14 protein-coding genes are annotated in these 15,555 nt (G+C 70.4%); 1 reads left to right on the top strand and 13 read right to left on the bottom strand.

All coding sequences use genetic code 11. From position 1 onward, the window contains the following. Positions 1-361 precede the first annotated feature (361 nt). Entirely contained in the window at positions 362-976 is a 615-nt protein-coding gene (locus tag C7389_RS15310) for a hypothetical protein (protein WP_133593005.1), read from the top strand. 155 nt (positions 977-1,131) lie between these two features. On the opposite strand, the gene C7389_RS15305 is transcribed toward C7389_RS15310, so the two are convergent. The 13 genes from C7389_RS15305 to C7389_RS15250 form a co-directional block, all read right to left on the bottom strand. After that, the gene (locus C7389_RS15305; protein WP_133593003.1) at positions 1,132-3,438 is read right to left on the bottom strand and encodes a putative bifunctional diguanylate cyclase/phosphodiesterase; all 2,307 of its coding nucleotides are present in this window, start codon (positions 3,436-3,438) and stop codon (positions 1,132-1,134) included. A 29-nt stretch (positions 3,439-3,467) separates the two neighbouring features. Beyond that, positions 3,468-4,691 carry an FIST signal transduction protein gene (locus tag C7389_RS15300; RefSeq protein WP_133593001.1) on the bottom strand — a complete coding sequence of 408 codons (1,224 nt, stop codon included), beginning with the start codon at positions 4,689-4,691 and terminating at the stop codon, positions 3,468-3,470. Positions 4,692-4,873: 182 nt separating this feature from the next. Continuing rightward, a complete protein-coding gene (dapA, locus tag C7389_RS15295; protein ID WP_133592999.1) occupies positions 4,874-5,746 on the bottom strand; it encodes a 4-hydroxy-tetrahydrodipicolinate synthase in 873 nt (290 codons plus the stop codon). Between the two features lie 321 nt (positions 5,747-6,067). Next, on the bottom strand, positions 6,068-6,547 hold the full coding sequence (locus tag C7389_RS15290; protein WP_133592997.1) for a DUF2269 family protein: 480 nt from the start codon (positions 6,545-6,547) through the stop codon (positions 6,068-6,070). Then, entirely contained in the window at positions 6,544-7,800 is a 1,257-nt protein-coding gene (locus C7389_RS15285) for an SDR family oxidoreductase (RefSeq protein ID WP_133593146.1), read from the bottom strand. Before C7389_RS15285 ends, C7389_RS15290 begins: the two co-directional genes overlap by 4 nt. Further along, positions 7,800-8,135, bottom strand: coding sequence for a hypothetical protein (locus C7389_RS15280; protein ID WP_133592995.1), 336 nt, complete (start codon positions 8,133-8,135; stop codon positions 7,800-7,802). The genes C7389_RS15285 and C7389_RS15280 overlap by 1 nt, the downstream gene beginning before the upstream one ends. Before the next feature lie 216 nt (positions 8,136-8,351). Then, positions 8,352-8,882, bottom strand: a complete 531-nt coding sequence (locus C7389_RS15275; RefSeq protein WP_133592993.1) for a GbsR/MarR family transcriptional regulator — start codon at positions 8,880-8,882, stop codon at positions 8,352-8,354. A 136-nt stretch (positions 8,883-9,018) separates the two neighbouring features. Next, positions 9,019-9,828 carry a HEAT repeat domain-containing protein gene (locus C7389_RS15270; RefSeq protein WP_133592991.1) on the bottom strand — a complete coding sequence of 270 codons (810 nt, stop codon included), beginning with the start codon at positions 9,826-9,828 and terminating at the stop codon, positions 9,019-9,021. Then, on the bottom strand, positions 9,825-10,361 hold the full coding sequence (locus C7389_RS15265; protein WP_133592989.1) for a MarR family winged helix-turn-helix transcriptional regulator: 537 nt from the start codon (positions 10,359-10,361) through the stop codon (positions 9,825-9,827). The genes C7389_RS15270 and C7389_RS15265 overlap by 4 nt, the downstream gene beginning before the upstream one ends. A 53-nt stretch (positions 10,362-10,414) precedes the next feature. Further along, positions 10,415-11,248 (bottom strand): class D beta-lactamase, encoded by an 834-nt coding sequence (gene blaOXA, locus C7389_RS15260; protein ID WP_162851753.1) that lies wholly within the window; start codon positions 11,246-11,248, stop codon positions 10,415-10,417. Positions 11,249-11,322: 74 nt separating this feature from the next. Beyond that, positions 11,323-12,795, bottom strand: a complete 1,473-nt coding sequence (locus tag C7389_RS24895; protein WP_162851752.1) for a hypothetical protein — start codon at positions 12,793-12,795, stop codon at positions 11,323-11,325. Positions 12,796-12,874: 79 nt separating this feature from the next. Then, positions 12,875-13,918, bottom strand: coding sequence for a transglutaminase family protein (locus C7389_RS15255; protein ID WP_133592985.1), 1,044 nt, complete (start codon positions 13,916-13,918; stop codon positions 12,875-12,877). Positions 13,919-13,984: 66 nt separating this feature from the next. After that, positions 13,985-15,418 (bottom strand): aldehyde dehydrogenase family protein, encoded by a 1,434-nt coding sequence (locus C7389_RS15250; RefSeq protein ID WP_133592983.1) that lies wholly within the window; start codon positions 15,416-15,418, stop codon positions 13,985-13,987. Positions 15,419-15,555 lie beyond the last annotated feature (137 nt).

Raw genomic sequence — 15,555 nt, 5'->3', positions numbered from 1 at the left:
CAGCCCCGGAGCTCCACTCGAACCTCTCCCAGCCGCATCCACCCGGCAGGCTGCCACCGGAGCAACGCCGACCCCGCGAGAGACTTGCGGCGCACGCCAGCGAAAACAGTGCGTTAAATCTATGATCATGCGATAAGCACAGCCTCCACTGCTCCACCTTCGCCCCCCGGCGCATGCAGAAAAACAAGGACTCATGCCCATGCCCACCCACCCAGGCCGGAATCCAGGCCCGGCCCCCCGTCGGCTTCTTGCCGCCCGCCCCGGCTGCGAAGCGTCCCGCAACCGCAGCATCCTATCCGCGGCGCTCATGATGCTGACCGCCTGTACGCTGACCGGAGGAAGCGCTTGGGCGGAGAGCCCGATGCTGGTGGACGACGCCGCCACTTCCGGCCGCGGCAGGGGCAACCTGGAAACCGCTGGCTTCGACGACGGCAGCCACCACGGCATGGGCGCCAGCCTTGCCTACGGGCTGAGCGAAACGCTGGAACTGCAACTGGCGCTGGCGGCCTCGCGCGCCCATGGACAGGGCACGGACGCCCGGATGGCCCACGGCGGCCTCGGCATGAAATGGGTTCCCTGGCAGACGGAGGCCGGCCTCGCCGCCGGTCTGCTGCTCCAGTACTACGCGCTGCGGCCGGACGACAAGGAAGACGGCGACGACGAGCATGGCCGCTCCGCGGATCTGCTGCTGAGCTGGCAACAGCCGCACGGTTCGCTGCTGCATCTCAACCTCGGCCACGAATGGACGCGCACCGCCGGCGAGGCGGAAGACGCCACCCGCTGGGGGCTGGGCCTGGACCTGCCACTGAGCGAAACCAGCAGCCTGACGCTGGAGCGCTTCGGCCAGACGCATGCCTGGCCGGGCTACCAGATCGGTCTGCGTCACCTTGCCAGCGAGGCGCTCAAACTCTATGGCGCAGCCGGCCGCAGCGACGGCGTGGCAATTTGGAACCTGGGGCTGAGCTGGGAATTCTGAATCCGCCAGCCGGCAGGGCAAGGCAGACAGCCCAGGGGAGGCCTGGCCGCTGGCACGGCTGCAGGACGATGCAGCAGTCAGCGCCACTCGCACGGCGGGCCTTGCGCCCCTCGCGAACACTTTGCGGTTTGCCGGCTGCCGACATTCCCGTCGTCTCAAGCGCCGCTGCGCGGCAGCAAGTCCTCCAGGAAGGCCGGCCGGCCGAAGCAGTAACCCTGCACGGTGGCGATGCCGGTGTGGCTGCGCAGGTAGTCCAACTCCTCCACCTCTTCCACCCCCTCGGCCACCATGCTGATCTGCAGCGCGCGGCAGACCGACTCGATGGCCTTGAGGATGCCCTGGCTGCGGGCCCGCTCATGGATGCCGGTGATGAAGGCGCGATCCACCTTCAACTCGTCGGCGGTGATGTCGGCCAGCGTGGACAGCGAGGAGTAGCCGGTGCCGAAATCGTCGATGGACACCCGCACGCCGAGCGCGCGCAGCCGTGGCAGCACCGCGTCCTGGAACTGCTGGGCGGCGACCAGCGCATCCTCGGTGAGTTCCACCACCAGCCGCCGGGCAATGCCGCTGGCGGAGATGGCGGCCAGCAGGCGGTCGATGAACTGCATGTCGCCCGCCTGCTGGGCGGAAACGTTGAAGCTCACGCTGATACCGGCGCCATAGTGGCGACTCAGGCACGGCAGTTCGCGGGCGATGTCGTCCAGCACCTGTAGGGTGATTTCGTCCAGCAGGCCGAGTTCGCCAGCCATCTCTATGAACACGCCCGGCGGCTGGATACGGCCATCCGGCTCCACCCAGCGCACCAGCGCCTCGAAGCCGACCACTGCCTCATCCGCCAGCCGCACCTTGGGCTGGTAGGCGTTGCGGAAATGGCGGTCGCGGACCGCGGCGCGCAGGCTCTGCTCCAGGTCCATGCGCGCGGTGAGCGCGTGGCCCATGCTGGCATCGAAGTAGGCCACGCTGCCCTTGCGCAGGCTCTTGGCCTGGTAGATGGCGCTGTCGGCGCAGCGCCTCAGGGTCTCGTAGTCGCCGCCGTGCGCCGGGTAGAAACTCACCCCCATGGAGGCGGAGGTCAGCAGTTCGTGGCCTTCCACCACGAAGGGCCGGCGGCAGGCTTCCAGCACCCGCTCTATCACCCGTGCCACCTCGGCTTCGTTCTGCGCCGGATCGACCAGCAGCAAGAACTCGTCGCCGCTGATGCGCGCCAGCGTGTCGCTGGGCCGCAGCGCCTCCGCCACCCGGCGGGAGAAGGCGATCAGCAACTGGTCGCCCATGCCGTGGCTGTAGTAGTCATTCACCTGCTTGAAGTTGTCGATGTCGATGAAGGCCAGCGCGAACATGCCGCGCTCCTGGTGGGCGCGCACCGCCTTGTCTACGATCTCGTTCATCAGCGCGCGGTTGGCCAGGCCGGTGAGCGGATCGTGGAAGGCGTGGCGCTGCATCTCCTCCTCGAAGCGTTTGCGCTCGGTGATGTCCAGCGAGGTGGAGAGCATCAGGTATTCATCGAAGATGCGCACCGGCGTGCCGGTGAGCAGCACGGTGCGCGCCTCTCCATCCAGCGTCACGCTGCGCTCGCGGGTGTAGGGCAGGCCACCGGCCAGGCGCTCCCGGTAGCGGGTGAGGCGCAACTGGGCCTCCTGAGCCTGCTCGCCTTCCGGCCGCAGGTGCGGCGGCAGTTCGCCGAGCACCTCCTCCACCCTGGCACCCAGCAGCCGGGCGCCGGCGTCGTTGACGACCAGCAGCCGCCCGGCTTCGTCCTGCACCGCCACGCCCACCGGCATCGCCCGCACCAGCTCCTGCAGCAGGTCGGCGTTGCGCTTGGCCACCTGCTCGCTCTGGCGCAGCTGCCGGCTCAGCTCCAGCAGGCGCCGGCTCTCGGCCGCGCTCTCGGCGGCGTAGCGGCTGGCCAGCGCGTGGGACACCAGCACCGAGTAGCGCCGCGCCAGTGCGACATTGCCGCGGTCGAAGCCCGGCAGCCCCGGCTCGCGCAGCAACAGCAGGATGCCGCGCCGCTCGCGCACGCGCACCGGCACCAGCAGCGCCGAGCCGGCCGGCGACAGGCCGAGGCCGGCGGCCACCTCCCATTCCGGCAGCCCGGAAGTGGAGAAGGTGGCCACCACCTTGCCGCCCATCACCTTGCGGAACAGGGCCGCCACCGGCCAGCGCGAATGCAGCAGCCGCGCGTCTTCGGCGACGATGCACTCCAGCGCCTCGCCGCCCCCTTCCGGCTCGGCCAGCATCAGCGCCTGGGAGAAGGTGAAGACCTTGCGCAGCGAGGAGAAGACGCGGACGAAGGGGTCTTCCTCGCCCTCCACGCCGAGCAGGGACTCGAGCGCTTCCAGCAGTTGCTGCACGTCCGCGCCAGCCTGGCGCAGGGCGTCGTAGTCCCGCCGCAGGGAGAGCAGCGCCTCGCGCAGGGCCTCGTTGCTCTCGGCGGGCGGGACGGGGGAGTCGAATGACATGAAGAAGTCCAGAAGCGGGGCCGGTTCGTTCAGCGGGCGAAGACCACCGCCGAGATCATCAGGTTGCCGTGCACATTGCTGTCTATCAGGCAGCCCTGTTCGCCGAAGGTAAAGCAGCCGAGGAAGGGCGCGCCATGCAGGCTTTCGGCGATGGCGCCGGCGACCTCGCCGATTTCCTTGTCCACCGCCATCTTGCAGCCGCCGCAATACACCACCAGCGCGCCGGCCACCGCCAGCGCGTCTGGCAGGCTGCGGCGGGCCTGGCGGCTGACGCGGCCGGCGCGCTCTATCAGGCGGCGGCGATCGCCGCGCATGGCGAAGAGCCGCGTGCCGGCGGCCACATCGCGGAACACCCGCAGGCCGCCTGCCGGCGTGACCGACTCCGGGTGTATCAGCAGGTAGTGGGTGACGCCATCGATGCGGCCGCCATCGGTGGCAAGCGGAAACATCGTGGTCTGCTGCAGGATGGAGCCGCCGCGTTCCAGTTCGGCGGCGATCACCCCGCCGGTCCAGCGGTTGTACACCGCGGCGGCAGGTTCGCCGTCGATGGAGAGGATCTCCCGCCCATGCCCCTGGGTGACCACGCCGCTGGCACCGTCGGGCTGGAAACCGATGCCGGTCACCACCCCGCTGGGCCCTGCCGGTTCATAGCCGCCCTGGAAAGCGAAGCCGACCGCGGCGGAGGGGAACAGCACGCCGACGACCAGACCGTCGCTCAGGGCACCCGTCGGCCCCAGCTGGCGCCAGCGCCCGGCCACCGTTTCGTCGGCCGAGGTGCCGCCGATGATGGGGCAGGTGTTGCCCACCACCCGCCGCAGCCCCTCCAGTACCGCCTCCTCTTGACCGGGCGCCTGGTAGATCCATACCAGCTCGGGCAACTGCCCTTCGCAGCCGCAGCTTGCCAGCGCCTGCCCCAGCAGCGCCTCGGCCGCCGCCGCCGGATCGTGTCCCAGCGGCCCGGCGGCGGCGCCGTATTCGCCGGCGGCATCCTCCAGCACCAGCAGGCCTATGCCCTGCTCGTCGATGACGCCGCGTTCGGTCATCAGCCCACCGGCGGAGCTGCCGCCCACCAGGGCGGCCTGCGGAAAATGGCGTCGCAGCTCGGCGGCCAACAGGTTGTCGTCGTGCCCGCAGCCGTAGAAGGCCACTACCATCTGCGCCCCGCGGGCGCCCTCGGGCAATTGCGCCGTCAGTTTGCGGAAAACCTCCGCGGTATCCCCGCCACGCGCCGCGCAGCTATGCACTCTGTCCATGTTCGCGCCCTGCCCCCTTTGATGTGGAACGATGGCTGGAAGCCATTCAGCGCACCTCGGGCCGCCGTTCCACGCATGACGAAAAGATGAAGACGCATAATCATATCGGCATCCGCCGGGCCTCTGCCATGCAGCACTGCACGCCCCGGCTCCGGTGGTGACGGCGCGCCCGCCGTCCAGGATCAGAACAAGGCGGCGAGCACGCGGGCGGCCCGCGCCAGCGCCTCGTCGCCGGCGCGCAGCAGCGGCGGCCTCAGCACGTCCTCCAGCAGCGCCTGGCGCGCCAGCATGGCCTTGATGATGCAGGGATTGGGCTCGGCGAACAGGGCTTCGATCAGCGGCACCAGCGCGTGGTGCAGCGCCCTGGCCTCGGCCAGCCGTTCGGCCGCCACCGCGCGCTGCATCGCCACGAAGCGCTCCGGCAACAGATGCGCCGCCGCCGAGATGGCGCCAGCACCGCCCAGGCAAAGCGTGGGGAATATCTGCGCGTCCTCGCCGGCCAGCACCTGCAGCCGGCCGTCCACGATCAGCGCGCGGGTCTTCTCCGCCGAGCCGCCGCAGTCCTTCACCGCGCGGATGTTGGGATGGGCCGCCAGCGTCAGCAGCGTATCGGTGGCCAGGGCCACGCCGGTGCGATAGGGAATGTCGTACAGCACCAATGGCGCCCGCGAGCGCTCGGCCAGTTCGTGGAAATGGGCGACCAGCGCCGCCTGCGAGGGGCGCACATAGTAGGGCGCGGGGCACAGCACCGCGGCCAGCGGCAGCTGGTTGAGCCGCGCCAGCCGGGCGTGCAGCCGCGTGGTGTTGTTGCCGGCCAGGCCGCACATCACCGGCAGCTTGCCCGCGGCGGCGAGCACGCAGTCCAGCACCGCGTCCTGCTCGCCTTCGTCCAGCGCGGCGGCTTCGCCGGTGGAGCCCAGCGCCACCACGCCGGCCACGCCGGCGGCGCGGTAATGCTCCACCAGCCGACGCAGCGCCGCATGGTCAACACTGAAGCTGGCATCTGCCTTGAAGGGTGTCACCAGGGCAACCCAGATACCGGAGAAATCCGACATGGAAACGTACTCCTACGCAAAGACCGGCATGAATGCCGTCGGATCATGCGGCGAGACTACGTGGGTACCTGGAGGGCGCGCTGCCATCCGGTCCTGCCGTCCCGTCGCCCGTCCGACGGAACAGCAGCTCCGGTCAGACGAGCGGCTGTTTTTTGGCTTTTTTGGACTGCATCGCACCTGCGAGCGCAGCGCTGCCGGAAACGGCAACGATGGCGGGGGAAAGGTGGGCGATACAGACCATGGCGCGGATTGTAGCGCCGCCGCCGGCGCCCGAGAACCGCGGGCAGGAAGAAAACGCTGCGCTGCCGCATCCGGCTTCCGCTACGGCAGCGGCAGGGCCGGCTTGCCCACCATCAGGAAATACACCCCGACCATGGCGACGAAGGCGGGATAGCCCAGCCACTCCCAGTAACGGGCGTAGCGCCAGTACAGGGGCGGCAACGCGGTGCCGGCGGCGGCAGCCTCTTTCGCCATGGTCGCCAACCGCAGCTGCAGCCACACTACCGGCAGCCAGCACGCGCCGGCCAGCAGGTAGAGCGCAATCGAGGCCATCAGCCAGGGCGTGCGCCAGGGCCAGCCTGCGATATGCATCAACCAGAGACCAGTCAGCGGCTGGATGAAGGCAGCGGGCGTGGTGAACCACCAGTCAGCGCGCACCACCAGCCTGGAGACGGTGGCGATGGAGGCCACCGAACCGGAGCGGTTGGCGAAGAACAGGTAGAAGGCGGTGCCGAAGCCGGTGCCCACCAGCAGCACCGAGGACAGGATGTGCAGCGTCTTGATGAAGGCATAGAGCGTCATGGCCGCCTTTCCTCCGCGTAGAGCAGGAACAGGATTGCGAGTATCGGCAGGTTCTTCAGCACCGGACCGAAGGGGTGGGCAAGGAAGGCCGGCAGGGCAATCGCGATGACGATGGAGTAAGCAGCCACCAGCAGCATCTGCGCCAGCCATAGCCGCCGACCCGGCCGGAACAGCGTGGCAAGGCCCATGCCCAGGTCCAGCAATACCGCGCCGTGGAAAGCGGCCAGCGCCGGCGCGCCCTGCAGTCCGACGTCGGCCAGCAGCGCCAGGCTGCCGCTACGGGGATAGACGAACAGGCAGACCAGTGCAGTGCCCAGCCAGACCGCCGCCAGCGCCAGCCGGAGCAGCATGGGTCGCCAGCTGGCGAGGGCCTGCACGCGGGCCGTTTCCGCTTCAGCAGCGGACACGAAATCGCTCACGCCCCTGGGCGGCCGCTGCAACAGCTGGCGGCTGGCGCCATCGTCGGTCGTGTTGCCGGCTTCCAGCATCGACAGGGTGTCGCGGGTGAGCAGCGAGCCGGGGAGGTGTTCCCCTAGGCTTGCGGCCAGCCGCATCGCCCAGGCGGGCATCGGGAAAGTCCAGGCCGGCGGAAAACCCATCGCCGCGCGGTAGTACGCCAGCATCTGCCGGTAGGTGCAGATTTCGGCCCCCACCAGCGCCACGCACTGTCGCGCCGGCGTGGCCGGATCCAGCAGGCGCAGCGCAGCTTCGGCCACATCGTCGATATGCACGGCCCGCAGCGGCTGCTTGCCGCCGGAGGGCAATGGCAGCAGCGGAGAACTCGCCAGCAAGCGGAAGAAGCTCGCGGACTTCCCCCTCGGGCCATAGACCAGCCCCGGCCGCAGGACCTGCCAGCCGATGGGGCACGACATCAGGAACGTGTCCGCCGCCAGCTTGCTGGTGAAGTAGGCGCTCTGGCCGCTCTCCACCCCCAGCGCGGAGATCTGCAGCACGCGCGAGACGCCGCTGCGCGCGCAGGCGGCGAACAGCGCCGCCGGGGCGCGGTGGTGGATGGCGTCGAAGCGCTGCCCGCCCCGCTCCATCAGGATCCCCGCCGCATTGACCACCGCATCCACACTCCGCAGCAGAGGGAGCCAGTCTTCGACGCCGAGCATGCGGCCAAAGTCGACCTCGACTTCGCCCTGCCGCGCCGGCCTGCGCACCGCCCTCAGCACCTCGTGCCCGGCCATTTCCAGCCGTCCGGCGATCTCCCCGCCGAGGAAGCCGCCCGCGCCACAGACCATGATGCGCATCACGGCAGCTCCCGCTGCGGCAGCCGCCGCCACACCGCGCGCGTCGTCACCGCCACCGCCGCCAGCACGCCGAGCACGCTCAGGGAAGCCACCCGCCTGAGCGCCTCCTGCAAGGGGGCGGCGCTCAGCGTGCCGCCGAACAGCAGCACCGCGCACAGCGGCGTCAGCACCATCAGCAGGCCCAGCGTGCGCACCCAGTAATCGGCACGCGCCTCGGTACCGCACAGATCCAGCAGGATGCCGCGGGTCGCCTCCTTCAGATGGAGATGAACCAGATAGCCCAGCAGCGGCGGCAGCGCCATTTGCACCAACAGGAAGAACAGCAGCGAAGACATGGAAGACTCCTTCATCAACGAGAAGAAAACCGCGATATCCCTGCACCGGAGAACAGCACTCGCTGGGCTGTGGGCGCTTGCCGCGGGGCGCCCTGCGAAAAGCTGCGCCCATCTATAAATGCAGTTATTTCTGTAAAAACAGAAATAACTCAGCCAAAAAAACGGGCGATCCGCCCGTACTGCTGCAAGCGGTCCAATGCCCGGACCGCTTGCGCCTCAAGCATCCTTCTTTCTCACCGCCCGGCTCAGCTTGGCGCCCACACCCAGGGTTTTCATCAGCGTTTCCGGCTTCAGCCTGAGCATCTCGTCCGACCAGGTGGTCAGGATCTCCATGAACTCCAGGGTCTCGCGGATGCGCCGCTCGGTGCCATCGTCCTCCGCCGGGAGTTGCGGATCGTCCAGGCAGGCGCGCAGCACGCCCAGCGTCGGGTCGATCTCGCGCTGCCGCCGTCCCTCGACGATGAGCTTGAACAGCTCCCAGACGTCGGTGGAGGTCTCGAAGTGGTCCTTGCGGTCGCCCAGCAGGTGCACCATGCGCACCAGCTTCCACGCCTGCAGCTCCTTGAGGCTGGTGCTGACATTGGAGCGCGCCACATTCAGGGTCTGGGCGATTTCCTCCGCATCCAGCGGCCGCCCGGCGAGGTAGAGCAACGCATGTATCTGCGCCACTGTGCGATTGACGCCCCAGCGGGAGCCCATCTCGCCCCAGTGCAGGATGAAGCGTTCAGCGATCGGTTTGAGTTCCATGCGCTGGAATCTAGTCGCGTCAGTAATTTCTGTCAACACAGAAATTACTGACGCGCACCGCTTGGGAAACCGCCTGCCCCCGTCCGGGAAAAGTGGGACGCCCGCCGGGCGCCCCCTTTTCCGCGCCGGCGCGCATCTATTGCTTGAGATTCCGCAGCGCCCGCTTGCAAATGCGCGCCGTCGCCGGATGGTCGCCTTCCGCGAGCCAGCCTGCGCACAGGGCGGCGACCCAGTCGGGTCGGGTCTTGCCGGCGTCGTTCAGCCAGTTGCCGACGGAATCCTGCACATAGGCCGCCGGATCGGCGCGGAGCGCCTGCAGGATGGGCAAGGCCAGTTCGGGAGCGCTCTTGAGGCGGGCGATGTGGGCGCACCAGACGCCGCGCGGCCGCAGTGCCTCGCAGGCGAAGCGGCGAAGGCGCTCGGAGGGCTCGGTGGTCCACCGGGTGAGCAGCGCGAGGGCGGTTTCCAGTTCCGCCGCGAGATGGCCGCGCAGCGCCAGCCAGGCCCATTCGCGCACGCCGAAGTGGGGGTCGTCCGCCAGCGGGCGGATGGCGTCCAGGCGCGCGGCCAGTCCGGCACCGGGCGTGGCGGCGAGCAGGAAGCAGGCCCAGCCGCGGACGGTGTCCGAGGAGTGCGCCAGACAGCGCGCCAGGGCTGCCTCGCCGCCGTGCCGCTGCAGCAGCGTGCCGATGGCGCTCATGCGCTTGAGGATGCCCGCTTCCTTGCCGGGCAGATCATCGGCCGGCAAGCCGGGGAAGACCGCCAGCAGTAGCCGCTGCTGATCCAGCGCGAGAATCTCGGACAGGGTAGCGCTGGCCAGCGTGCCGGCTTCCAGCGCAGCCAGATGTTCCGGCGGCACCGCGGCGACCCGGTTGGCGCCGGTGCGGGGTCTGGCTGTGGGCGGCGTACTGGCTGGCGCCGCATGCGGACTCCTCGGCGGGCTCATCGCTGCGCCTCCCCGGCCGCGACCGCGCCGGTACGGGCGGCAACGCGGGCAAGCAGGTCGGACAACACCCGCCGCTCCTCCGCGCCGATGTCACCCAGCAGGCCGGCGATCCACTGCGCATGCTGGGCGAACAAACGCCTCGCCAGGCGCTTGCCGGCAGGGGTGAGGCAGACGGCGAGGCTGCGGCGGTCGGCCAGTTCGGCGCGGCGCGCCACCAGCCCTTCCCGCTCCAGCCCATCCACCAGGCCGGTGACCGTGGCGCGGCTGACGCCGGCGCGTTCGGCGAGCAGATTGGGCGGCAGGCCCCGCTCGGCAGCGTCGAGCAGGAAGAGCAGGATGAAGCGGCCTTCCGACAGCCCGTGCGGCGCCAGCAACACGGCGCAGTCGCGGTCTATCGCGGCAGCCACCGACAGCAGCTGGAAGCACAGGCGGATGCCGTCCACGTCCGGCAACTGGCGGCGGTTCGCTTCGTCCAGCAGGGCAAGGTATTTCTGTTCGAGGCCTTGCGCGGGATTGGAAGTGATTTCATTCATAGCCGCCATATTATATGGCAGCTAATCATATCGCCATCAGCATGGCGAGCCACCTATTGCATCAAGCCCAATTCCCCCAGCACGGTTCGCACCAGGCGCTCGCGCAAGGGCGCCTGGGCGATGCCATCGGGCATGTCGATGTTGAGGGCGAAGTAGCTGCGCTGCGTGCCGCGCTCTACCCAGCCGACGTACCAGCCCAGCGAATCCCGGCCGCCGCCGGTCCAGCCGGTCTTGGCGTACAGGCGATAGGCCGGCGTTTCCTCCCGCAGCATCAGCTCGCGGCCCAGGCGCTGGCTGCGTTCGGACAAAGGCAGCGAGCCGGCGAGGAAACGGCGCAGGAAATCCACCTGCTCCACCGCCGAGATGCGCAGCCCGCCATCCAGCCAGAAGCGCTCCAATACCGGGCCGGTCTCGGCGTTGCCATAGCGGAAGTCGCGCACGAAGGCGGCCATGCGTTCGGCGCCGACCTTGCGGGCGATGTCCTGATAGACCCACACCGCGGACACCTTGAAGGCGCTCTCCAGCGTCTGGTCGCGGTTCCAGTCGGGAAACTCGCGCTGCACGCCGTCCCACCGCCAGGGCTGGGCGGCGTCGGCGGCGACACCGGTTTCCAGCGCGATCAAGGTGTTGGGAATCTTGAAGGTGGAGGCCGGCAGGTAGCGCGCATGGGCGCGGCGGGAGTCGGAAGCGATCCAGCGGCCGCTGGCCTCGTCCATGACGACGATGGTGCCGCGCACGCCGGCGGCCTGGAAGTGGCGTTCCAGCGCCGGCCGGTCTTCCCAGCGCTCCACGCCGGCGGCCGCGGCGGGCGGGACGAGGTTTGCCGCCAGCAACAGCAGGACAGCGGCAGCGCGGCTGGCGTACCGCCCAAGGAATGCAGATTTCATGACGAACTCCGGAAAGGGTTGAAAGGCAGCGCCAGTATCGGCAGCGGCCAGGCGCGCCGCTGCCCTCTTCCCGGTTACGCCCGTTGCAACACCGGCAGGCTCACCAGTTCGGCGCGCAGTTGCGCCAGCTCCTGCGCGTAGGAACGGCGCAGCGCGGCATCGCGCAGCTTGCGCACTTCGTGGGCGATGCGGCGGCACAGCTCGGCGCATTCCACCCGCCGCTGCTCGCGCGCCGCATGGGTGGCCCAGACCAGGAAGAAGGCGCAGCGCTGGTCCACCGGGATCTGCGAATGCACCGCCCGCCGGCCGCGCCAGGCCTGCTCGGCGAAGTCGGTATAGCCGGCCGCCGCCAGCGGCATGCCCTGCTCCGCCGCCAGCGCGGCGAGTTCGGCATAGGGCAGGCGATTCACCGCAGTGAGCCGCAGCAGGAAGACAACATTGAGCAGCGAGCGGGTGGCGATCTGCCAGCGGGCGCAAATGGCGTCGCTGAGCAGCAGCCAGCGCACCGCCTCGCGCACCGGGCCGCCCTCGGCGGGTTGGTCACCCTCCTCGCCGCCGAACAGGCCGGCTTCATACAGCCGCCCCAGGGTGTTGGCGAGGTTGGCGGCAGTCACCTGCAACTGCTCGGGCGCTGCCGCCAGCGCGGCGCAGCGTATGGCCTCGCCGAAGCAGGCGACCGCGGCGGCGGCCTGCGGCGCCGCGCGCTGCCGCAGCGCCAGTTCGCGCAGCACCATGCCGCGCAGGTTGAGGTAGTCGTTGCGCAGGGCGAGGTCCACCGCCAGGCTGGCCGGTTCCACTTCGTCCAGCCGTGCCAGCGCGGCGGCGGCGTTGCCCAGGCCGCCGTAGATGTGCCAGGCGGACAGCAGCTGGATGCGCGCTTCGATCAGGCGGCGCTGCTGTGGCACCAGCCGCGGGCTGGTGGCGAGGGCGGAGAGTTCGCGGAGGTCGTCCTGCAGCGCCGCCCAGTCGGCCAGGCGGCGGGAGATGCGGGCGCGGCGCACGGCGATGGCGGCGCGGTCGGCGACGTCGTCCGCCGACAGCTGGCTCAGGGCGCGGGCGAGTTGCTGGCGCGCCGGGTAGAGCTCACCACGGTCCAGCAGGTGGTCGGCCTGGGCGAGGGCGTCGATGTAGGCCAGCGGCGGCAGCGTCACCGGCGCGCTCGTCGCCTCGCCGCCCACGCGCGGCGGACGCAGCAGCGCGGCCAGGGCGGAAGGGCTCGCCGGCTGGCCGGCGATGCGGAAGGCGCAGCGCGCCGCCAGCGCTTCGTCCAGCCAGTAAGGGCCGGCGCTGGCCGCCGCATGGCCAACCAGGCCTTGCAGCGGCGTGCCGGCGAGGCTGCGCAGCGCGCGCCACAGCTGGGTGCGATGCAGCTCGGCAAGGCCGCCGATGCGGTCGCGCAGTTCCGCCCGGCTGCAAGGCCGCTGCGGCGTGGCGCCGCCCTCGCCGCGCACTTCCAGCAGCGCCGCCAGCAGCAGGGAAAGCATGCGCCCCGGCAGCGGCCTGCCGGCGATCAGCAGGCCGCGGACACCGAGTTCGACATCGATCATCAAGCGCGCTCCAGCGTAAGAAGCGGCGATTGTCCGCCCTGCTCCCACCGCGATCGGTACGGAGCCGGCGTAACGCGCGTTACACCGCCTCGCATGCGGGGTCGGCGTCGGCTGGCAGCGGCAGTTGGAGGTCTGCGGCCAGGATGACGGCGGCGGCCTCCGGCGTCAGCTGCCGCACCGCGACGTCCACCGACATGCCCAGGTAGTCGTCCGCCGCACCGAACCAGGCGCCGGCCACCGGCGCCGCCTGCTCCGGCGTGCGGGTGTAGGCGACGCGGATGAGATCGGTGCCGCCATAGAGCGTATTGGTGGGATCGAAAGGCACCCAGCCGGCACCGGGCAGATAGACGTGCAGCCAGGCATGGGTGGCGCCGGCGCCGCGGGTGACGGCGCCCGTATCCGCGCTTTCCGGCTGGCGGGCGCCCTGCTGCAGTCCGCCGGCGGCTGGAGCCGCGGGAGAAGCAGGCGCGCCGCTGCCGTCGTCCAGCGCCTTGTCGTACAGGTAGCCGGAGACGAAGCGGGCAGCCAGGCCGAGGCCGCGGGCGGCTTCCATCATCAGCAGGGCGAAGTCGCGGCAGGTGCCGCTGCCCAGCGCCAGCGTCTGCGCCGGGCGCTGGGTGCCCATGGCGTCGCGGGCGGCATAGCGGAAATCGGCGCGTATGCCTTCGGCGATGTTGCGCAGCACGTCCTGGGTGTGGATGACGCCGCGCGCCGGCAGGAAGGGCTGCACCCAGGCGCTGACCGCCGCCGCGTCGTCCGGGTATTGCAGCGGCAGGAAGGGGGCGAGATCCAGCTTGTCGTCGGAGGAATATTCGAAGGGGTAATCCTGCGCCTCCGGCGCCACCGGCAACTCCAGGTTGTGCACGCCGAAATGCTCGATGACGAAGCGCGCCGCCAACCGCAGCTCGGTCGCCGGCCCCACCGGCTCCACCACCGCCACCGAGTTGGAGAACACGTCGTGTATCCAGTACTGGCGCGCCGGCGGCGATACCACCAGCCCGGCCTGCAGCACCCGCAGGTCATGCGCGGCGCGCGGCCGGAACATCAGCTTGTGCGGCGAGAACGCCACCGGGTTGGCGTAGCGGTAGGTGGTGATGTGCTCGACCTCGATGAAGACCGACATGCCGCGCTCCCCTTGATCCGGCGTCGCATCGCGCGCCGCCCGTGTTCCTCTCCGCCGGCCGCCGGCTCAAGCGCCATCGCGCAACTGCAGCGCCTTGTACTCCAGGAACTCCTCCAGCCCATACACGCCGTTCTCCCGCCCCAGGCCCGACTGGCGGTAGCCGCCGAAAGGCGCGCGCGGATTCCAGGCGCCGCCGTTGATGTCCACCTGGCCGCTGCGGATGCGCCGCGCCGCCGCCAGCGCCCGCGCATCGCTGCCGGCCCACACCGCGCCGCCCAGGCCGTAGGCGGAATCGTTGGCGATGCGCACCGCATCGTCATCGCCGTCGTGCGGCAGGATCACCAGCACCGGGCCGAAGATTTCCTCCTGTGCCACGGTGGCGCGGGTGTCCTCGCACACCAGCGCGGTGGGGGCAACGAAGTAGCCCTGCTCCAGCCCCGCCGGCGGCTCGGCGCCGCCGCAGACCAGGCGGGCGCCCTCCTCGACACCGCGGCGGATGTAGCCCTGCACCCGCTCGCGCTGCGCCGCCGACACCAGCGGGCCGAGGCGGCTGCCGTCGGCGAAGGCCGGGCCGGACGTCATCTTCGCCATCGCCCCAGCAGCCAACGCCGCCGCCTCGTCCAGCCGCGCGCGCGGCACCAGCAGCCGGGTGTGGGCGGAGCAGGTCTGGCCGGAATTGAGCAGGCAGTTGGACACGGTGGCCTTCACCGCCGCGCCCAGGTCGGCATCCTCCAGCACCACCGCGGCGGACTTGCCGCCTAGCTCCAGCGCCACCTTCTTCACCGTGGCCGCGGCCAGTTCGGCGACGCGGCGGCCGGCGCGGGTAGAGCCGGTGAAGGACACCATGTCCACCCGCGGATCGGCGGCCAGCACCTCGCCCACCACCGGCCCGTAGCCGGTCACCAGGTTGAACACGCCCGGCGGCAGGCCGGCTGCGGCGATGATCTCCGCCAGCAGGAAAGCATTGATCGGCGCCACCTCGGAGGGCTTCAGCACCACGGTGCAGCCGGCCAGCAGCGCCGGCGCCACCTTGAGGGTGATCTGATTGAGCGGGAAGTTCCACGGCGTGATGGCGCCGACCACGCCCACCGGCTCGCGCACCACCAGCGAGTTGCCGACGCGCCGCTCCCACTCGAAGCCGTCCGCCAGTTCGGCGTAATGCCGCCAGTGCCACAGCGGGCCGCCCACCTGCACCCGGGCGGCGAGCTTCAGCGGCATGCCAACCTCGTGAGCGATGGCCTCCGCCAGCTCGCCGCTGCGCGCCTCCACCCCGGCGGCGATGCGGGCGATGGCCGCCGCGCGCTCGGACACCGGCGTCGCCGCCCAGCCGTCGAAGGCGGCGCGGGCCGCGGCCACCGCCGCCTCCGCATCCGCCACCGAGCCTTCCGGGATGCGGGCATAGAGGCTGCCGTCACTGGGGTCGATGACGTCGATCAGCCCGCCGCCGGCGGGTGCGACCCAGCGGCCGCCGATGTAGAGGGTGTCGCGTACCAGCGTCATTTCAGCGCTCCTGAATAAAGTCTGCGGCGATTGTAGCCGGGGCCGGATGACACGGCCGGCGGCACCTCCCGCGCCGGGCGACGGCCGGTGCGCGACGCGCGACCCGGCGCGCAAGGCAAGACCAGCAGCTGGGTATT

Source organism: Azoarcus indigens (genome assembly GCF_004361735.1).
Classification (GTDB): Bacteria; Pseudomonadota; Gammaproteobacteria; order Burkholderiales; family Rhodocyclaceae; genus Azoarcus; species Azoarcus indigens.
The sequence above is the reverse complement of the archived record's forward strand: the minus strand, read 5'-3'. Positions and strand labels throughout refer to the sequence as shown.